13 protein-coding genes and 7 pseudogenes are annotated in these 19,389 nt (G+C 54.7%); 10 read left to right on the top strand and 10 right to left on the bottom strand.

All coding sequences use genetic code 11. From position 1 onward, the window contains the following. Window positions 1-10 precede the first annotated feature (10 nt). Window positions 11-3,328, top strand: a complete 3,318-nt coding sequence (gene mscM / locus JZM30_RS00665; protein WP_252317213.1) for a miniconductance mechanosensitive channel MscM — start codon at window positions 11-13, stop codon at window positions 3,326-3,328. 54 nt (window positions 3,329-3,382) lie between these two features. Here mscM and epmA read toward each other — a convergent pair whose 3' ends face one another. Beyond that, window positions 3,383-4,360, bottom strand: a complete 978-nt coding sequence (gene epmA / locus JZM30_RS00660) for an elongation factor P--(R)-beta-lysine ligase (RefSeq protein WP_252317212.1) — start codon at window positions 4,358-4,360, stop codon at window positions 3,383-3,385. 492 nt (window positions 4,361-4,852) lie between these two features. Here epmA and frdA point away from each other — a divergent pair. The 4 genes and pseudogenes from frdA (at window position 4,853) to frdD (ending at window position 8,143) form a co-directional block, all read left to right on the top strand. Beyond that, window positions 4,853-6,632 (top strand): annotated as a pseudogene (gene frdA, locus JZM30_RS00655) (fumarate reductase (quinol) flavoprotein subunit). Next, window positions 6,625-7,362 (top strand): succinate dehydrogenase/fumarate reductase iron-sulfur subunit, encoded by a 738-nt coding sequence (locus tag JZM30_RS00650; RefSeq protein WP_252317211.1) that lies wholly within the window; start codon window positions 6,625-6,627, stop codon window positions 7,360-7,362. The pseudogene frdA and the gene JZM30_RS00650 overlap by 8 nt, the downstream one beginning before the upstream one ends. A gap of 11 nt (window positions 7,363-7,373) precedes the next feature. Beyond that, a pseudogene (gene frdC, locus JZM30_RS00645) lies at window positions 7,374-7,765 on the top strand (fumarate reductase subunit FrdC); the annotation flags it as partial. A gap of 21 nt (window positions 7,766-7,786) precedes the next feature. Further along, window positions 7,787-8,143 carry a fumarate reductase subunit FrdD gene (gene frdD / locus JZM30_RS00640; RefSeq protein WP_252317952.1) on the top strand — a complete coding sequence of 119 codons (357 nt, stop codon included), beginning with the start codon at window positions 7,787-7,789 and terminating at the stop codon, window positions 8,141-8,143. A gap of 47 nt (window positions 8,144-8,190) precedes the next feature. On the opposite strand, the pseudogene JZM30_RS00635 reads toward frdD, so the two are convergent. Next, window positions 8,191-9,340 (bottom strand): annotated as a pseudogene (locus tag JZM30_RS00635) (MFS transporter). 170 nt (window positions 9,341-9,510) lie between these two features. Here JZM30_RS00635 and JZM30_RS00630 point away from each other — a divergent pair. Next, entirely contained in the window at window positions 9,511-9,957 is a 447-nt protein-coding gene (locus tag JZM30_RS00630; protein ID WP_252317210.1) for a winged helix-turn-helix transcriptional regulator, read from the top strand. Window positions 9,958-10,015: 58 nt separating this feature from the next. On the opposite strand, the gene JZM30_RS24190 is transcribed toward JZM30_RS00630, so the two are convergent. The 3 genes from JZM30_RS24190 to JZM30_RS00620 all read right to left on the bottom strand — a co-directional run bounded on the left by JZM30_RS24190 (window position 10,016) and on the right by JZM30_RS00620 (window position 10,795). Then, the gene (locus JZM30_RS24190; protein WP_367115927.1) at window positions 10,016-10,234 is read right to left on the bottom strand and encodes a DMT family protein; all 219 of its coding nucleotides are present in this window, start codon (window positions 10,232-10,234) and stop codon (window positions 10,016-10,018) included. Continuing rightward, entirely contained in the window at window positions 10,227-10,370 is a 144-nt protein-coding gene (locus JZM30_RS24185) for a DMT family protein (protein ID WP_367115928.1), read from the bottom strand. The genes JZM30_RS24190 and JZM30_RS24185 overlap by 8 nt, the downstream gene beginning before the upstream one ends. A 170-nt stretch (window positions 10,371-10,540) precedes the next feature. Further along, entirely contained in the window at window positions 10,541-10,795 is a 255-nt protein-coding gene (locus JZM30_RS00620; protein WP_252317209.1) for a hypothetical protein, read from the bottom strand. 47 nt (window positions 10,796-10,842) lie between these two features. Between JZM30_RS00620 and JZM30_RS00615 the strand changes: the two genes are divergently transcribed. Continuing rightward, window positions 10,843-11,328 carry an SRPBCC domain-containing protein gene (locus JZM30_RS00615; protein WP_252317208.1) on the top strand — a complete coding sequence of 162 codons (486 nt, stop codon included), beginning with the start codon at window positions 10,843-10,845 and terminating at the stop codon, window positions 11,326-11,328. Window positions 11,329-11,401: 73 nt separating this feature from the next. Next, window positions 11,402-12,340 (top strand): annotated as a pseudogene (locus JZM30_RS00610) (DMT family transporter). A 32-nt stretch (window positions 12,341-12,372) separates the two neighbouring features. Here JZM30_RS00610 and JZM30_RS00605 read toward each other — a convergent pair. Together JZM30_RS00605 and JZM30_RS00600 are read right to left on the bottom strand one after the other, a co-directional pair. Further along, a pseudogene (locus tag JZM30_RS00605) lies at window positions 12,373-13,543 on the bottom strand (MFS transporter). A gap of 53 nt (window positions 13,544-13,596) precedes the next feature. Further along, window positions 13,597-14,408 (bottom strand): annotated as a pseudogene (locus JZM30_RS00600) (serine hydrolase domain-containing protein); the annotation flags it as partial. A gap of 147 nt (window positions 14,409-14,555) precedes the next feature. Between JZM30_RS00600 and JZM30_RS00595 the strand changes: the two are divergent. Beyond that, window positions 14,556-15,381, top strand: a pseudogene (locus tag JZM30_RS00595) (LysR family transcriptional regulator). 141 nt (window positions 15,382-15,522) lie between these two features. Here JZM30_RS00595 and efp read toward each other — a convergent pair. Next, on the bottom strand, window positions 15,523-16,089 hold the full coding sequence (efp, locus tag JZM30_RS00590; protein WP_252317207.1) for an elongation factor P: 567 nt from the start codon (window positions 16,087-16,089) through the stop codon (window positions 15,523-15,525). A 40-nt stretch (window positions 16,090-16,129) separates the two neighbouring features. On the opposite strand from efp, the gene epmB reads away from it, so the two are divergent. Beyond that, on the top strand, window positions 16,130-17,161 hold the full coding sequence (gene epmB / locus JZM30_RS00585; RefSeq protein WP_252317206.1) for an EF-P beta-lysylation protein EpmB: 1,032 nt from the start codon (window positions 16,130-16,132) through the stop codon (window positions 17,159-17,161). 56 nt (window positions 17,162-17,217) lie between these two features. Here the strand turns inward: epmB and JZM30_RS00580 are convergent, their stop codons facing one another. Together JZM30_RS00580 and pgi are read right to left on the bottom strand one after the other, a co-directional pair. Then, window positions 17,218-17,559, bottom strand: coding sequence for a DUF4156 domain-containing protein (locus tag JZM30_RS00580; protein WP_252317205.1), 342 nt, complete (start codon window positions 17,557-17,559; stop codon window positions 17,218-17,220). A gap of 56 nt (window positions 17,560-17,615) precedes the next feature. After that, window positions 17,616-19,265, bottom strand: a complete 1,650-nt coding sequence (gene pgi / locus JZM30_RS00575; protein ID WP_252317204.1) for a glucose-6-phosphate isomerase — start codon at window positions 19,263-19,265, stop codon at window positions 17,616-17,618. Window positions 19,266-19,389 lie beyond the last annotated feature (124 nt).

Raw genomic sequence — 19,389 nt, 5'->3', positions numbered from 1 at the left:
GAGAACCATCGTGCGTCAACTCGTGATTTTCTTTGCTGCTGTTTTGCTCTCTGTCACCGCGCTGGCAGCCCCGGTGCCTAACGAGGCGCTGGTGCGCCAACAGTTGGAACAGACTGAAGCCAATAAAAACACCCCCGATCAGGCTGATATCGTCGAACAGTTTCGTCTTGCGTTAAACATCTTGCAGGAACGCAAAGAGTCACTGGCACGCACAGAGCAATATCAACACGTTATTGACGATTTCCCCAAACTGACGCAGGAATTGCGCCGCCTGCTGGCAGCTGAAGAAAATAAAACCACCGCCATTAGCGACAAACTCTCGGTTGTCGATTTGGAGCAAAAAGTGGTGCAAACCAGCAGCCAACTGCTGGATCAATCACGCCAACTGCAACAGGAACGAGAGCGACTGCGTGAAGTGATCGATTCTCTGGCCCAACTGCCGCAGCAGCAAACCGAAGCCAGCCGGGTATTAAACGAAATTGATCGTCAAATCCAATCGTTAGGCAATCCGGTCACACCGCTGGTCCAGGCGCAGTTAGTGTTATTGCAAGCCCAGCAGGCGTTGCGCCAAAGCCGAGTTGATGAATTGGAACTGGCCCAGCTTTCCGCCAGTAATCGCCAGGAGCTCTCCCGCTTACGCGTGGAACTCTACCAGTTGCGCCACGACAGGCTGGATCAACAACTACAAGCATTACGTTCCAGCATCAACAACTTACGCCAGCGTGAAGCGAAGAAAGTGCTCGAACGCACAGAGCAGTTGGTGGAACGCGGTGATGATTTGCCCGCGGTCATCAGCGAACGGCTACAGCTTAACCGCGAACTATCTCAGGAACTCAATCAGCAGGCACAGCGTCTTGATTTGATCGCCTCACAGCAGCGTCAGGCAACCACCCAAACGCAGCAAGTGCGGCAAGCACTCAGCACGTTGCGTGAGCAAGCGCAGTGGATTGGGGCATCTACCGTACTGGGTGAAGCACTGCGCGCACAGGTGGCACGCCTGCCGGACATGCCGCAACCGCAACGACTGGACACCGACATGGCCCAGTTGCGCGTACAACGGTTACGCTATGAAAACCTACTCAGTGCTGCCCGCACCTCAGAACGCCCGAGACAAGAGAACTGCACGCCCAACAGTAACAGTCAGCAATGCGTGCTTGGCGATCAGATTCGTACCCAGCGTGACTTACTCACATCGCTGATTTCCGGCACCGATGCGCAGATCCTTAAACTGACCAAGCTCAAAGTGGCGACCAGCCAACTGGAAGAAGCGCTGCTGGAAATCCGCGAGGCGGTTCACCGCTACCTGTTCTGGGTTGCCGATGTGAATCCTATTTCCTTCGCCTTCCCGGTACAGGTGGTGCAGGCGCTTTACCATCTGCTCTCGCTGGATACCTTTACTCAGCTCAGCAGCGCCGTCATCATGGTGGTGACCAGTCGGGAAACCGCGTTCCCGCTGATGGGCGCGCTGATTTTAGTCGGCTTCGGCATCAGTTCGCGCCGTCACTACAACGCCTTTTTAGAGCGCGCCAGCAGCCGTATCGGCAAAGTTACCCTCGATCATTTTTCGCTGACGCTGCGTACTCTGTTCTATTCGCTACTGATTGCGCTCCCGCTGCCCGTGCTGTGGGCCGCATTGGGGTACGGCTTGCAAAACGCCTGGCCCTACCCCATCGCCGTCGCGATCGGTGACAGCGTGACCGCCACCGTCCCGCTGATGTGGCTGGTGATGGTCAGCGCCTCCTTCGCCCATTCGAATGGGCTGTTTATTGCCCACTTACGCTGGTCACCCGAGCGCGTCGCGCGCGCCATGCGCTACTACCGATTATCGATCGCCTTTATTGTTCCGCTGATCATGGCGATCATCACGTTTGAAAACCTCAACGAACGCGAGTTTTCCAGCACGCTGGGGCGACTGTGCTTTATTTTGCTGTGTCTGGCGTTGAGTCTGGTGACCACCAGCCTGAAACGAGCCGGTATTCCGCTCTACCTGAACAAGGAAGGCTCAGGAGAAAACACCATCAACCGTGCGCTGTGGAACCTGATGATCAGTGCGCCCCTGATTGCGGCGCTGGCATCGGGTGTTGGCTATCTGGCCACGTCGAAAGCCTTGCTGGCGCGGTTGGAAACCTCGGTCGCCATCTGGTTCTTCCTGCTGGTGGTTTACCACGTGATACGGCGCTGGATGCTGATCCAACGCCGACGCATCGCGTTTGATAGGGCCAAACAGCGGCGCGCCGAAATATTGGCGCAGCGTGCCCGCGGTGAAGAAGAGTCGGGTATCTTAGTGGAAACCACCTCAGACACCATCGAAGAGCCAGTGGTCGATCTGGATACCATCAGCGCCAAATCGCTGCAACTGGTGCGATCCATTCTGACGCTGATCGCACTGGTGTCAGTGATTGTCCTGTGGTCAGAAATCTACTCCGCATTCAGCTTCTTAGAAAACATTAATCTGTGGGAAGTCACCAGTACGGTGAAAGGGGTCGATAAGGTACAGCCGATTACCCTTGGAGCGGTGCTAACTTCGATTCTGATTTTCAGCATCACGACGCAGGTGGTGCGCAACCTGCCCGCGCTGCTTGAGCTAGCATTGCTTCAGCACCTCGATCTCTCCCCCGGTTCTGGCTATGCCATTATCACCGTCAGCAAATACATGCTGATGCTGATTGGCTGCCTGGTAGGGTTCTCGTTTATCGGGATTGAATGGTCACAACTCCAGTGGCTGGTTGCGGCCCTGACCGTAGGCCTTGGCTTTGGTTTGCAGGAGATCTTCGCCAACTTTATCTCCGGCCTGATCATTCTGTTTGAAAAACCTATCCGCATTGGCGACACCGTGACCATTCGCGATCTCACCGGCAGCATTATGCGCATCAATACCCGAGCCACCACAATTACCGATTGGGACAGAAAAGAGATCATCGTGCCCAACAAGGCCTTCATCACCGAGCAGTTTATCAACTGGTCGCTGTCGGATTCGGTGACGCGCGTGGTGCTGACCATCCCAGCACCAGTCGATGCCGATAGCCAAAAAGTGACCGAACTGTTGCTCAATGCGGTGAAACGCTGCCCGTTGGTATTGGAAAACCCGCCGCCAGAAGCCTTTCTGGTGGATTTACGTCAGGGTATCCAGATTTTCGAATTGCGTATCTTTGCCGCAGAAATGGGGCATCGCATGCCGCTGCGTCATGAGATTCACCAGTTGATTCTGGAAGCCTACCGCGAGAACAACATGGAGATGCCGTTCCCGCCGTTCCAGGTGCAGATGAGTTCCGTGCGTATTGATGGACACAGTCCGAGTTCAGCCAACCGGCCGGAAGGTGGGTTGTAACAGGCAGATAGCCTCAGAGAAAACCAAACACGCGTAGGAACGGTGATTTGATGATTACGAACGCCCGACGGTGAAGGCCATCACCTCACCAATGGTTTCCGCTTTTAACGCCAGCATAATCAGACGATCCACCCCTAACGCGACGCCAGAACAGGCAGGCATTCCCTGTTTCAACGCCGCCAGCAGATATTCATCAATCGGTTGCTGAGAAAGCCCGTTAGCGGCACGTTTGCGGTTATCCTGCTCAAAACGTTGGCGCTGCTCATCGCTGTCCGTCAATTCGCGAAAACCGTTTGCCAGCTCAATACCTTTGAAATAGGCCTCGAAGCGCTCCGCCACCCGGTGATCTTCAGAGCTGATTTCAGCCAGCGAAGCCTGTGACGCCGGGAAGTGATACACAAAGGCTGGTTTGTCGTGCACAATGTGCGGTTCCACGCCGAAAGTAAATAGCATTTGCAACAGCGTGTCACGATCCTCTTCACGGCTGGCGAGATCGCCCATGCCAAGCTTATCCGCCGCTTCTCGCAATTGCGCCTTATCCGCAGAAAGCGGGTCCACGTCAAGATGACGCTGAAAAACCTGCTGATATGAGAGACGCTCTGCGCTTTCACACTCCAGTACTTGCTGTAATAAATCGTCCACTTCGTCCATCAAGCGATACATATCGTAGTGGGGGCGATACCACTCAAGCATAGTGAACTCTGGATTATGGTATCGTCCAGACTCTTCATTACGGAAACTACGGCACAGTTGAAAGACAGGTCCGCTGCCTGCGGCGAGCAAGCGCTTCATATGGTATTCAGGGCTGGTCATCAGGTAGAGCGTCATCCCTTCAGATACGCCTGGTCCGACAAAACGCGTCTGGAACGGGACAATATGTACATCCGTCACCGTTGCCTGACTCATGGCCGGTGTTTCCACTTCCAATACGCCGCGATCGGAGAAAAATCGTCGAATTTCTGAGACGATGGCTGCACGTTTCAATAAGTTTTCAATGGTGGCGGTGGGCTGCCAGAGTGCGCCTTCGCACATGTTTCTTTACTCCTAAACTCCTAACGCAAACAGGGGATGCAGTCTACCCGTATATTCGCCTGCAAACAATTCAACGCCGCTACAATCACGCCCTGTCTCTCCCGCTGTTTCTCGTGCTCAGGTTTCCCTCCTGCATAGGCCTTTTGATACCGATATCCAGAACATTATGTGCAATTACCGTGAGCCAGCTCCTTATTAAAGAAATAAAAGTGTTATTTATCCGACAATAGCGTTAACCATCATGCTGTTATTGCCAAAATCAAAACACAATAAAAAAACAAAATGCTGGATCACATCAAATTTCACCTACTCATAATTCGGTATAATCATTTCCACACAAAAAATATAGGTTTAGCTATTCTTAATATGTGTCCGCGAATTGCTTTAAATATCGATGAATTACAGAAAGCGTTCGGTGGAAAATAGAGATTAACGAATCGAATATATTATTTTTAATTTAACTTAATTAACTTTAGTAACTGGGGGAGTGCAGTGCAAACCTTTAATGCCGATTTGGCCATTATCGGGGCCGGGGGCGCTGGTTTACGTGCGGCAATCGCTGCCGCTGAAGCTAATCCCCAACTGAAAATTGCGCTGATATCAAAAGTCTACCCAATGCGTAGCCACACCGTAGCCGCCGAGGATTGTTCAGCCGCAGTCACTCAGGATCACGATAGTTTTGATTTTCACTTCCACGACACCGTTGCTGGTGGCGACTGGCTCTGCGAGCAAGATGTCGTTGAACATTTTGTTCATCAATGTCCACGGGAGATGATCCAGCTAGAACAATGGGGTTGCCCCTGGAGCCGTAAACCCGACGGTTCCGTCAACGTCCGTCGTTTTGGCGGTATGAAAATTAAGCGCACCTGGTTTGCCGCGGATAAAACCGGCTTCCACATGCTGCACACCATGTTCCAGACCTCACTGAAATACCCACAAATCCAACGCTTTGATGAGCACTTTGTGTTGGATATTCTGGTCGATGACGGTCAGGCGCGTGGTCTTGTCGCCATCAACATGATGGAAGGCTCGCTGGTGCAAATCCGCGCTAATGCGGTCGTGCTGGCGACCGGCGGTGCTGACCGTGTTTACCGTTACAACACCAACGGCGGCATCGTCACTGGTGACGGCATGGGCGTGGCGCTGCGCGATATGTAATTCGTGCAATATCACCCGACCGGCCTGCCGGGTTCCGGTATCATGATGACCGAAGGCTGCCGTGGTGAAGGCGATATCATGGTCAACAAAGATGGCTACCGCTATCTGCAAGATTACGGCATGGGACCAGAAACGCCACTCGGCGAGCCGAAAAACAAATATATGGAACTGGGCCCGCGCGACAAAGTATTGCAAGCCTTCTGGCACGAATGGCGTGCTGGCCGCACGGTCTCTACCCCGTTGGGCGACGTGGTTTACCTCGACCTGCGTCATCTGGGCGAGAAAAAGCTGAAAGAGCGTCTGCCGTTTATCTGCGAACTGGCAAAAGCCTACGTTGGCGTCGATCCGGTGAAAGAGCCGATTCCAATTCGTCCGACGGCGCACTACACCATGGGCGGCATTGAAACCAATCAGGATTGCGAAACCACCCTCAAAGGGCTGTTTGCGGCAGGCGAATGTTCTTAGGTGGGCCTGCACGGTGCTAACCGCCTTGGCTCCAACTCACTGGCAGAACTGGTGGTGTTTGGTCGTATGGCCGGGGAAAATGCGGTGCGCCGTGCGCAAGAAGCGGCACCCGCCAACGGCAGCGCACTGGATGCGCAAACGCGCGATATTGAGCAGCGTCTGCATGACCTGATGAATCAGGAAGGCACGGAAAGCTGGGCGAAAATCCGCGACGAAATGGGCATGTCGATGGAAGAAGGTTGCGGTATTTATCCGCACCACCGACCTGATGCAGAAAACCGTGGATAAACTCGCTGAGCTGAAAGAGAGCTTCAAGCGCGTGAAGATTCACGACCATTCCAGCGTGTTCAATACCGACCTGCTTTACAACATCGAACTGGGCCACAGCCTGGATGTCGCTGAATGTATGGCACACTCTGCTATCAACCGTAAAGAATCACGCGGCGCACACCAACGTCTGGACGAAGGTTGCACTGAACGCGATGACGTTAATTTCCTGAAGCATACGCTGGCGTATTACAACCCGAACGGCGCACCGCGTCTGGTCTATGGCGACGTGAAGATCACCACGCTGCCACCGGCAAAACGCGTGTACGGTGCCGAAGCGGAAGCCCAGGAAAAGAGCAAGGAGGAGCAAGCGAATGGCTGAGTTAGCTACCCTGAAAATGGAAGTCATGCGCTATAACCCGGAAACCGATAAGGCACCGCACGCCGAGACCTTCGACGTGCCTTACAGCCGGGAAACGTCCCTGCTGGATGCGCTGGGTTACATCAAAGATAACCTGGCACCGGACCTCTCTTACCGTTGGTCCTGCCGTATGGCTATCTGTGGCTCCTGCGGCATGATGGTGAATAACGTGCCGAAGCTGGCGTGCAAAACCTTTTTGCGCGACTACGCGACCAGCGGTATGAAGGTGGAAGCGCTGGGCAACTTCCCGATCGAGCGCGATCTGGTGGTCGATATGACCCACTTTATCGAGAGTCTGGAAGCCATCAAGCCTTACATCATCGGCAACAACAAAACACCGGCTGACGGCGCCAACAAGCAGACACTGGCGCAAATGGCGAAATACCATCAGTTCTCCGACTGCATCAACTGTGGCCTGTGCTACGCCGCGTGCCCGCAGCTTGGCCTTAATCCTGAGTTTATCGGCCCGGCTGCCATCACGCTGGCACACCGTTACAACCTGGATAACCGCGACCACGGCAAGAAAGAGCGCATGCCGCAATTGAACGGTAAAAACGGTGTCTGGAGTTGTACCTTTGTCGGTTACTGCTCAGAAGTGTGTCCGAAGCATGTCGATCCTGCCGCTGCCATTCAGCAAGGTAAGGTCGAAAGCGCCAAGGACTTCATGATCGCTATGCTGAAACCGCAATGAGGGAAGCAACAATGACAACCAAGCGTAAAGAATACGTTCGCAGCATGCCTGCAAGCTGGTGGCAACGGCTCGGGTTCTATCGCTTTTACATGCTGCGCGAAATGACCGCCGCTCCTGCGGTATGGTTCAGCATTGTGCTGATCTATGGCGTGTTTTCGTTAAAACACGGCGCAGAAGGCTGGGCCTGATTTGTCGGTTTCCTGCAAAACCCGCTGGTGCTGCTGATTAACATCATCGCACTGGTGGCGGCAGCTATTCACACCAAATCCCCTGGTTTGAACTGGCGCCCAAAGCCAGCATCATCATCGTAAAAGATGAAAAAATGGGGCCTGAGCCGGTTATAAAAGGGCTGTGGGTTGTAACCGTCATCGTCACGCTGGCTATTCTCGCCATCACGTTACTATTCTGCTTGGAGGGGAACAACGTGATTAATCCAACGCCAAAACGTTCCGATGAGCCTCCCTTCTGGGGACTGTTCGGTGCCGGTGGGATGTGGACCGCCATTTTCTCACCCGTGATTATCCTGCTGGTCGGGGTGCTGCTACCGCTGGGGATGTTCCCGGAAGTGCTGAGCTATGAGCGCATCGCCGCTTTCTCCCATAGCCTTATCGGGCGGCTGTTTCTGCTGCTGATGATCATTCTGCCTATCTGGTGTGGCTTGCACCGTCTGCATCACCTGATGCATGACCTGAAAATTCACGTTCCGGCAGGAAAATGGGTATTCTACGGTTTGGCAGCCATCCTGAGTGTGGTCACCGTGATCGGTGTCGTCACTCTGTAACACACCATCCGCTGTCATCTGCTACGGCCCGCATTGCGGGCCGTTTTTTATTCTGGCGTAGCAACCCGCCGCGTGAACCACCATAACAACAACGCCAGCAGGCTAACAGTCGCCCCCAGCATACACACCCCCTGCAACCCCACATGCGCATACGTCAGGGTAGTGCTAAACGCGCCCATCCCACTGCCCAGCGCGTAAAACAGCATATAGAGAGCAACCAAACGGCTATGAGCCTCAGGCCGGGCACGAAATATCAGGCTTTGGTTGGTTACGTGCAGCGCCTGCCCGCCCAGATCGAGCAGCACAATCCCCACTACCAGCGCCCACACGATGCATCCATCAGCGACAGAGGCCACCATGCCAGCAGTAATGCCAGCAGCGCAAACGCACTGGTATGTTGAGCATATCTCCGATCCGCCCATCGTCCGGCGCGCGAGGCAGCCAGCCACGCCCACCAGCCCAAAAGCACCAATCACTGTGTGCGAGAACCCATAAGGCGGCGCGCTCAAGGGCAACACTAGCGCACTCCAGAAAATGTTGAAGGCGGCAAACATCAGCAATGCCAACATACCACGGACTTTCAGCACCATCTTCTGTCGCAGTAACATCAACATCGACGCAATCAGTTGTGGATAGCTCATGCATTGCGGTAAGGGAGGCAAAAACGGTAACCGTAGCCATAACGGTAGCGCCGTCGCTACCATCAGCACCGCAGTAAACGCCTCGCCAACCCGCAACATCGCTTACACCTCCCGCAAACACCCGCGCCAGCAACAGGCCTATAAACACACCGCCTTGTGTTGCGCCAACAACGCGTCCCCGTTCATGGGAAGAAGCAGTGCTGGCAGCATAGGCGATTAACCCCTGTGTCATCGCGGTTCCCAGCAGTCCAATCGCCAGCATCCCCACCAATAGCACGGGTGTAGACGATGCCATGCTAACGATGAGTAAGGCTGTCACCAGCGCGGCGAGTTGCATGATCATCAAGCGACGACGTTCAACGCGATCGCCTAATGGCACCAGCAGTAACAGTGCCAGGGCACAGCCAACCTGAGTCGCCGTGACCACACCGCCGACCGTGGCCTGACTGATACCAAAATCCACCGCCAGCGCATCAAGCAGAGGCTGGGCGTAACAGACATTTGCCACGCTCAAGCCACTGGCAATAGCGAACAGCACTATCAGGCTGCGGGGCATATCAGATGGCTGGGCCAGCGAGCTGTTTTGACTCAACGGTAATGGGAGGGAACGCTTCATCACATAACGCCACACAATCCAGTTGCAAAATAAAACCAATTGAATGTTAGGTTATCTGGTTTTAAAATGCAACTTGATTACTGTTCCACACCAAACGGCCAGGAAATGCCATGCCAAACCGTGAAACCATAAACAACGAACCTTGTCCCGTTGCACGCTGTGTCGATGTGGTTGGCGATCGCTGGTCACTGCTCATTGTGCGTGATGCCTTTGATGGCGTGCGCCGTTTCGGTGATTTTCAACGCAGCCTGAGCGTGGCGCGCAACATCCTTTCCGATCGTCTGCGCAAGCTGGTTAATGCAGGCATTCTAGAGATGCAGGACGCTTCAGACGGTACGGCTTATCAGGAGTACGTACTGACATCTGAGGGAGAAAAGCTGTTTCCGGTGATAGTGGCGCTACGACAATGGGGAGAACGACACCGGTTCAAGCACGGTGAGCGACACTCAGATCTGATTGATACGCGCACGGGCAACCCGATTCCCTACATGGTGCCGCATGCCGAGGATGGTTCTGTATTAATGCCAGCAACGGCTGTCGTGCGGAAATTAGCCTAAGGTAAAATACGGCTGGTTACACAAGCCAGCCGTAGCGATAGGGGAAATGCAGCAACCATTAACCCAGAATCTTATCTTTGAACATGAAAAATACCGCGCCCAACAAGCAGAGACCGGCCCAGATGAAATCGGTACGGAACAGCTCTTTCAGAATGATCATTGAGAACGGAATAAATACCGTCAGACTGATCACTTCCTGCAAAATCTTTAGTTGCCCCGCAGAGGCCACCTGATAGCCGATGCGGTTGGCCGGCACCTGCAACAGGTATTCAAACAATGCAATTCCCCCAACTGACCAGTGCGGCAATCAGCCAGGTACGTCCACTGAAATAACGCAAATGACCATACCAGGCGAACGTCATAAACACATTGCTCAGGGTCAGCATGCCTACAGTAATAAACAACGGCGACATCGTACTTCTCCATCCATTCCGCTACGCAAAATACCCGTTTTTCTACCGGCCACGAGAGTGGCGTGAAGAAAGATCACGGATATATCACTGCGGCGGACAGGTGTCTATAGGACGCCGCCGCTCAGCGTCCTTTCATCGCCATGTAGTGCAATGTTCGGGCAGTTTATTGACTACTGCGCATTGCGTTGAATGGCTTTCCCACCCGCTTCGACATCATGCCCAAATACCTCTGGTGGTATTACAAAGCGGTCAACGCAAATAGCATCAACAATGAGGCAAGAATAAGCACGCTTTTTTTGAACATGGGTTATTTTCCTTCTCAAGGGAGAGGTAAAAGGGAAAGTAATACTACCGAGGAGATCTCCACCGCCTTCAGTAAGCGTAGTCAATCCTGCCGCGATAAACGTTTTTTGTTCCGGTGTCACTGAAAATAGGCGGCACACTGGTGTTCACGCTTATCAGGAGTCACGCCATGACACTGTCAATACCTCAACCTGCGGATACCCGCAATCTTGTGATTACCCGAGTTCTGGACACCCCGCGACATGCAATATGGCGTGCCTGGTCAGACCCAGAATGGCTCAAAGTCTGGTGGAGCCCAAAACCGGGCACCACTGAGGTTATCGCCCTCGATCTGCAACCCGGCGGGGCATTTCATACCCGGATTCAGGGGACGGGCGACGATCGCAGTGAACACATCTGGTGCTTTTTGGAGGTGATTCCCCACGCCCGTATCGTGTTCACGTCGATGCTGACCGCAGGCTGGCGGCCTGCCATCCCCGAATTGGCCTTTACTACGCTCATTTCGTTGTCTGATTACGCGCTGGGCAGCTGTTATACCGTTCAGGTTATCCATCAGGACGAAGCCTCACGTGAACAACATGAAAAATCAGGCTTTTTTGAAGGATGGAACACGGTCATCAGCCAATTGGAGGAGGTTGCCTGTACACTACGCTAGCCGACGAGGGGGATGGCTTATCGACAACATTCCCCCTATGATGGAAAGCTGATCTCTTTTGTCTGAACCTGCAATGCAACGTTACTTTTCTGCCATCCCCCACCCTATACTGGGCATCAAACCCCAGGAGTGGGCGTTAATCCTGATCACACTAGTGTGGTGAACCACCTTTTAGTGGTTCATCTGGCCATGCAGCACAGTGGTCCGCTGTTTTTTGTTGGGCTGCGCTTTACCACGGCCGGTATCATCAGCCTTCTGGTTTTTCGGCGCGCATTGGCGGGACTGACACTTCAGGAGTGCTATGCGGGTTTTGCCATCGGAGCAAGTATCCTGCTGGGCTACGGTTTACAAACCTATGGCCTGCAAACCATCACCAGCAGCCAATCGGCGTTTATTACCGCGCTGTATGTCCCTCTGGTGCCGCTGCTGCAATGGCTGGTGCTACGGCGACGCCCCGGCGTCATGAGTCTGGTGGGGATTGTTTTCGCGTTTGTCGGCCTGATGCTGTTGGCAGGACCCGATGCGGGCCATCTCAGTATGAGTCAGGGCGAATGGGTCACGCTGCTCAGTGCGCTGGCGATTGCGGCCGAAATCATTCTTATCGGCCATTTCGCCGGGAAAGTCGATGTGCGCTGGGTGACTACTGTAAAGTTGCTGACGGCGGGACTGCTATCCCTGCTGTTAATGCCGGTAACCGGTGAGTCGTTGCCCGCCTTCTCCTGGGCCTGGTTGCTGGGCGGCATCGGCCTTGGTGCCGCCCAGCATTGTGATTCAACTGACCATGAACTGGGCGCAAAAGGCAGTGTCCCCTACGCGTGCCACCGTCATCTACTCCAGCGAACCGGTGTGGGCGGGCATTGTCGGTCGTCTTGCCGGTGACCGTTTGCCCGGCTTAGCGATTGTGGGTGCCGCGCTGATTGTTATCGGGGTGCTGGTCAGCGAACTGAAACCTGCGCAGTGGTTACGCCACAAGAAAGTGCCTGTCTGTAGCACAGAGCGCGAAGGGGTTTGACAGTGGCTGAGGGGGCCGGCACGACTGACGTTTCAACACGGCATCGCGCGGAACCCCTGCTGCCGAGCAACCCAAACCACGATCAGCGTTGCCGTTAGCAGCACCAAAAGCGCCGGAGAGAACGCCGAAACGCCCAGGCTGTCCAGCAACAGCCCGCCAAGGATACCGCCACCAGCAATCGCCAGATTCCAGGCCGTCACCAGCATCGATTGCGCCACATCGGCCGCCTCTCCGGCGGTTTTGGCGACGGCGGTTTGAAACAGCGTTGCCGCACCGCCGAATGCCAACCCCCAAACCGCAACTGCCGTATACACCACGACAGGCATATCACCCGAACACCAAGCGCCAGCGCAGACAGACCGAACAATAGCGTACTGGTCAGCGTCAACGCACGCAAATGCCGGTCAATCAGTACGCCGATGATCCCGATCCCCAGCAACGAGGCGACGCCAAACACCAGCAGTATCACGTCCGTGCGTTCGACCATGCCCGCCGCCGCCAAGAACGGGGCAATGTAGGTGTAAAGGATGTTGTGCGCCAGCACAAACGCCAATACCACGAACAGCACCGGACGCACCCCGGCGATGATAAATACGGCGCCTAACGACAATCGCTTGCCCGCAGGCTGCCAGGCAAAGTCTGGAACCTGAACGCGCACCCACAGAATAAGCAGTAACGCCAATGCGCTCATGAGGCCAAAACACATCCGCCAGCCCACCAAATGGCCTAAAAACGTTCCTGCTGGCACGCCGAGCGACAGCGCCAAGGGCGTGCCGACCATGGCGATAGCAATAGCGCGTCCCTTCTGGTAGTCCGGTACCATGCGTGCAGCATAACCTGCCAGCAATGCCCACAATAGCCCGGCTGACACTCCCGCCAGAAAGCGAGCCACCATCGTCAGGATATAGCTGCCGGAAAATGTCGTAACGGTATTGGTAATCGCGAAACCCGCCAGGGCCGATAACAGTAGTGGACGCCGGCGCATGCCTTGCGTGGCCGCCATCAAAGGGATCGCCGCAACCAGTGAGCCAATGGCATAGAAGGTGACGTTTGGCCCACCCAGGCTTCGGACACCGCAAGACCTTGCGCCATTTGCAGTAACAGCCCCGCAGGCAGGGCTTCAGTCAGGATGGTAATGAAAGCTGCCGTGGCTAACGCCAACAGTGAGGCCAACGGCAAGCGCTCCTGTTTACGGCATGTCATTGTGCTTCCCCCGGCGCCTCGTACACCGCATCTCGCAGATCGGTAACGAAGCGGCCCGACATGCCTGCCCCCCCTGAAGGAAAGGCTTCAGCATCGAAGATTCGCGCCGGGCTATACGTAATACCGACCGCCCCTCAAAGGCAGAAACGGTTTCGCCTTCAGCCAACTGATGGGGTTGCGTTGTGTCATTAACATAGGCCGTCGCCACACGTAACGGATCGTCAACGACGAAGCCGGTATCCACCATACCCAGTGGGCCGGTCACAAGTTCACGTACCGCCTTGTCCAATGACGAGCCCTGAACACGCGCAATCAAGGCCCCCAGCACATCCGTCGCCAGCGAGTACCCCAAGGCAGTACCCGGCACATACAGCAGTGGCACGCTGGCGAGACGACGTAAATTCTCATCCAGCGTGATGCCGGATGCATCCATACCATCCGATATCCCAGCCTGCGCGTAGGGGCCATTTGCATCCGCCTCGAAGAAGCGGTAGCCCAGTCCAGCGGTATGGCTGAGCAACTGCCGCACCGTGATCGACGTGGCTGATCCATCGGGCAACCGAGGCTGAAATTCGGGCAGCCAGCGAGAGATGTCGTCATCCAGACCGAATTTTCCCTGAGCCACCAGCACCAACGCCGCCGTCGACACGATGGGTTTACTCACCGATGCCAGCCGAAAGATCGTGTCCAACGCCATCGGCTGTGCGTGTTCACGATCGGCCCATCCGGCCGCCTGCTGGTAAATCAACGCACCATGGTGCGCCACCAAGACAACGCTACCCACCAGACGATGCGTCTCCAACGCCTGCTGGATAACATTCTGAATACGGGTGGAGAGATGCGCAGAGGGAACACCTGAGCGCATGGGGAGAGAGGAGTCGTCACGTTAAAGTCCTTGATTTCATCGGTTGCTAGATCGGGCATGCCTTGACGATAGAGAACTTGTGACTCAAAAAAAGATGGATACAGTTCCTTGCTATGCGGAATAAACTGTCCGCAATGGGAGGGCGATATGGACAGCCTTAACGGCTTTGTGGTGTTCGTGCAGGTGGCAGAAACACGCAGCTTTGTGGCAGCGGGGCAGTTGCTGGGGGTGTCAGCCTCGGTCGTCGGCAAGAGCGTGGCACGTCTGGAAGAAAAACTGGGCGTACGCCTGTTCCATCGCAGCACGCGTAACATTACCCTGACGGCTGAGGGCACCCTGTTTCTGGAGCGCTGTCGGCGCATTCTGGCCGAGATCGAAGCCGCAGAGTTGGATCTACAGGCCAACGGCACGCCGCGGGGGCGCCTACGAGTGAGCCTGCCGCTGGTCAGTTCGCTAGTACTGCCGGTACTCAGTGAATTTATGCATACGTATCCAGAGATCGGGCTGGATCTCGATTTCACCGATCAGATCGTTAATGTGATCGAAGAAGGCTTTGATGCAGTGGTGCGCACCGGTGAGCCACACGACTCGCGTCTCACCGCTCGTCGGCTTGGTGCCTGCCGACCTGCTGCGACACCGCTGCCTGCACTATCGCTTTCCCCACAGCGGTAAGCTGGAGCCTTGGGCGTTGCGACTCGCTCCCGGAGAGCCACTGTTGCAACTGCCTACGGCGATGATCTGCAACAACATAGAGACGTGCGTGTGCTTCGCACTGCAAGGGTTGGGTATCGCCTATCTGCCGGACTTCTCTATTCGCGATCTGCTGGCCGATGGCCGATTACAGCCCATTCTGGTCGATTATGTGGAGCGCACAGGCGTTTTTCACTTGCTGTGGCCCGCGAGCAAACATCCGTCGCCGAAGGTACGTGTATTGGTAGATTTTCTGTGCGAGCGGGTGTTTCCCGGTTCGTGAGCTTACGCCTTGATATCTGAAGGTACAGGCTCTGTCATGAAGCAGCGTTCGTGGCTGAATGGGTAGCAAACGTTCGCGTTGACCAGACGTGGGACAAAAAAACCGCCAGCAAAGCCGACGGTGTTTTTGGCAGGGAAGTGCTTATTTCACGCGGGAAACGTATTCGCCAGAACGCGTATCCACTTTGATAACTTCGCCAATCTGAACAAACAACGGCACTTTTACCACGGCACCTGTGGTCAACGTTGCCGGCTTACCGCCAGTCCCTGCTGTATCGCCCTTCAGACCCGGATCGGTATCCACGATCTCCAGTTCCACGAAGTTTGGCGGCGTTACCGAAATCGGTTGGCCGTTCCACAACGTCACGATACATTCAGCCTGATCCAGCAGCCATTTGGCGTTATCGCCAACAGCTTTGGAATCAGCGGCCAGTTGTTCAAACGTTTCATTGTTCATGAAATGCCAGAACTCACCGTCGTTATACAGGTAGGTCAGGTTCATATCGACCACATCAGCACCTTCGGCGCTGTCGGTGGATTTGAAGGTTTTTTCAATCAGTTTGCCGGTCAGCAAACGGCGCATTTTCACGCGCGCGAAAGCCTGCCCTTTACCTGGCTTAACGAATTCACTGGATTCGACAGCGTAAGGCTCGCCTTCAAACACGATTTTAAGACCGGAACGAAAATCGTTGCTAAAATAAGTCGCCATAAAGGCCCTCTACTATTTGATACTGGTACTCAGCCAAAAAATGGCACACATTGTAACCCTAAAACCCCATCCCAGAGAAGATTGGTTGCATCAACTTGCGGATGTCATTACCGACCCTCTCCAACTTTTGCACTTTTTGGCGCTGGATGACCACCCTGAGCTACGTAAAGGGGCACAAGCGCGCACGCTATTTCCCTTGAGCGTACCTTGGTCCTTTGCCGCGCGGATGCGCAAAGGGGACCATATCGATCCGCTATTGCTGCAAGTACTGACTGCGCAGGACGAATTCGAGGTAACCCCCGGGTTCAGCGTCGATCCGCTTGATGAACAGCACAGCGTGGTGCCTGGATTACTCCATAAATACCACAACCGCGCCTTGTTGCTGGTCAAAGGCGGCTGCGCGGTCAACTGCCGCTATTGCTTCCGTCGCCACTTTCCCTATCAGGACAATCAGGGCAACAAGAGCAACTGGCGTCAGGCGCTGGACTATATTCGCCAGCATCCTGAACTGGATGAAATTATTTTCTCCGGGGGAGATCCGCTGATGGCGAAAGACCATGAGTTGGACTGGCTTATCACCGAACTGGAAACCATTCCCCACGTGCAACGCCTACGTATTCACAGCCGGTTGCCGGTGGTGATCCCGGCGCGAATTACCGAGGCGTTGTGTCAACGCTTATCGCAAACGCGCCTTCGCGTGCTGCTGGTGACACACATCAACCATGCCAACGAAATAGACAGCGAACTGAGTGAAAGTATGGCACGTTTGCGTCAGGCTGGCGTTACGCTGCTGAATCAAAGCATATTGCTGCGCGGCGTGAATGATAACGCCTCGACGCTTGCGGCGCTGAGCAACGCGCTGTTTAACGCAGGCGTACTGCCTTACTACCTGCACGTGCTGGACAAAGTACAAGGCGCAGCGCATTTTTTGGTGAGCGATGAAGAAGCACGCGACATCATGAAAAAACTGCTGTCGCAGGTCTCCGGCTATCTGGTACCGCGTTTGACGCGCGAGATTGGCGGGGAAGCGAGCAAAACGCTACTGGATTTGCAGTTGCTGAAGCCCAACTAACAGAAATTCTTCACAGACGGCGGCTCAGCGAGCATCCGCCTGTGAAGGCCTGTCGCTTAGGGGCAGTGATAAACCTGCCCGACCAGCTTGCTATCAAGCGGTGCAAAGCTCGACCAGAAGCTTTCGCTGGAACTGGTGGCGCCATAGATGACGTTACCGCCGAGCGCCGCCGCCTTGTTACGCAGATCGTTGGCCGCGCCGCGCTGAGCGTTACCCTCATCATGACCCGTTAACCAAGTGGACTGCGAGCCTGTCACCTGCCCCACCAGACGGCATTCGCTGCCGGGTTGCTTATCAGTAAACTTGACCGACTGCCCGACTGAACTCAATTCCTTGCTGGTGCTGCATCCTGCCAGTAAAACCGCCACGGCGATGCCCAATAAAGCACGTTTCTGCATACGTCCCTCCATGTTGATGACAAAAGGGGGGATATCCCCCTATCGGCGTCCACGAATCAGGCGCGCCAGTTTTTAAAGCGGTTAATCAAACCGTTGGTCGAACTGTCGTGGCTGCTCACCGGCTGGTCATTTTCCAATTCCGGCAAAATGCGGTTTGCCAGTTGTTTGCCCAACTCAACACCCCACTGATCGAAAGTATAGATGTTCAGAATCGCACCCTGGGTGAAGATCTTGTGTTCATACAGCGCGATAAGCGCGCCCAGGCTGTAAGGCGTTATTTCGCGCAACAGGATGGAGTTGGTTGGACGATTGCCTTCAAACACTTTGAACGGCGCAACATGCTCAACCTGCTGCGCCGTTTTTCCCTGCGCGGCAAACTCGGCTTCCACCACCTCACGGGATTTACCAAATGCCAGCGCTTCGGTCTGGGCAAAGAAGTTAGAGAGCAGCTTACCGTGGTGATCGCCCAACGGATTGTGGCTCACCGCCGGTGCTATGAAATCACACGGCACCAGTTTTGTCCCTTGGTGAATCAACTGATAAAACGCATGCTGCCCGTTAGTGCCCGGCTCGCCCCAGATAATCGGCCCGGTTTGGTAGGTCACTGGATTACCGTCGCGGTCGACATACTTACCGTTGGACTCCATGTTGCCCTGCTGGAAGTAGGCCGCAAAACGGTGCATGTACTGATCGTAAGGCAGGATCGCTTCAGTTTCCGCGCCAAAGAAATTGTTGTACCAGATCCCGATCAGCGCCAACATCACTGGCAGGTTTTTCTCGATAGGCGTGGTGGCAAAGTGCTGATCCATGGCGTGCGCGCCGCTCAGCAATTGCTCAAAGTTGTCAAAACCGATAGAGAGGATAATCGACAAGCCGATGGCAGACCACAGAGAGTAGCGACCGCCGACCCAATCCCAAAATTCAAACATATTGGCGGTATCAATACCGAATGCGCTGACCGCGCTGGCATTGGTGGAGAGCGCGGCGAAATGCTTGGCAACATGCTGCTCATCCTGCGCGGTTTTCAGGAACCAGTCGCGCGCCGAATGGGCGTTGGTCATGGTTTCCTGCGTGGTGAAGGTTTTTGAGGCAACCAGCACCAGCGTGGTTTCCGGGTTCAGCGTTTTCAGGGTTTCAGCGATGTGTGTGCCATCAACGTTGGACACGAAGTGCATGTTAAGGTGGTTCTTAAACGGCCGCAGCGCTTCCGTCACCATGAAGGGGCCAAGATCCGAACCACCGATGCCGATATTCACCACATCGGTAATCGCCTTGCCGGTATAGCCTTTCCAGCTACCGCTGATGATACGCTCGCTAAAGCCTTTCATCTTCTGCAATACCGCATTGACCTCTGGCATCACATCTTTGCCATCCACCACAATGGGCGTATTGCTACGGTTACGCAGCGCAACGTGCAGTACCGCGCGATCTTCGGTGCGGTTAATTTTCTCACCAGAGAACATCGAGGCAATGGCCTCTCTCAACTGCGTTTCGCGCGCAAGACTGAGCAACTTATCCAGCGTTTCCTGGGTAATACGGTTCTTGGAGTAGTCCACCAGCATCAGGTCATCAAACGTGGCGGAAAAGCGTGAGAAACGATCCGGGTCATGAGCAAACAGTTCGCTGATTTGCACCTGTTCCATCGTGGAAAAATGCTGTTGCAGAGCGCGCCATGCGGCAGTTTGACTGGGATTGATATTTTTCATAACAACACTCTTGTCTCCGATAATAAAATCGCTAAGGCTGAATCGATTGTATCCCTTATACCACCAGTTGCGATCCCTTTTCTTGCTATTACGCATTTCCCTGCGGTTACCGGTTGACAGCAGC

It is taken from the genome of Candidatus Symbiopectobacterium endolongispinus, assembly GCF_018777385.1.
GTDB classification, from domain to species: domain Bacteria; phylum Pseudomonadota; class Gammaproteobacteria; order Enterobacterales; family Enterobacteriaceae; genus Symbiopectobacterium; species Symbiopectobacterium endolongispinus.
The sequence above is the reverse complement of the archived record's forward strand: the minus strand, read 5'-3'. Positions and strand labels throughout refer to the sequence as shown.

What these genes read in the sequence shown, in the direction of transcription:
- efp (WP_252317207.1), bottom strand. Translation starts at nt 16,089, where the DNA reads ATGGCGACTTATTTTAGCAACGATTTTCGTTCCGGTCTTAAAATCGTG.
- JZM30_RS00650 (WP_252317211.1), top strand. Translation starts at nt 6,625, where the DNA reads ATGGCTGAGTTAGCTACCCTGAAAATGGAAGTCATGCGCTATAACCCG.
- JZM30_RS00630 (WP_252317210.1), top strand. Translation starts at nt 9,511, where the DNA reads ATGCCAAACCGTGAAACCATAAACAACGAACCTTGTCCCGTTGCACGC.
- JZM30_RS00615 (WP_252317208.1), top strand. Translation starts at nt 10,843, where the DNA reads ATGACACTGTCAATACCTCAACCTGCGGATACCCGCAATCTTGTGATT.
- epmB (WP_252317206.1), top strand. Translation starts at nt 16,130, where the DNA reads ATGGCACACATTGTAACCCTAAAACCCCATCCCAGAGAAGATTGGTTG.
- JZM30_RS00580 (WP_252317205.1), bottom strand. Translation starts at nt 17,559, where the DNA reads ATGCAGAAACGTGCTTTATTGGGCATCGCCGTGGCGGTTTTACTGGCA.
- epmA (WP_252317212.1), bottom strand. Translation starts at nt 4,360, where the DNA reads ATGTGCGAAGGCGCACTCTGGCAGCCCACCGCCACCATTGAAAACTTA.
- pgi (WP_252317204.1), bottom strand. Translation starts at nt 19,265, where the DNA reads ATGAAAAATATCAATCCCAGTCAAACTGCCGCATGGCGCGCTCTGCAA.
- JZM30_RS24185 (WP_367115928.1), bottom strand. Translation starts at nt 10,370, where the DNA reads ATGTCGCCGTTGTTTATTACTGTAGGCATGCTGACCCTGAGCAATGTG.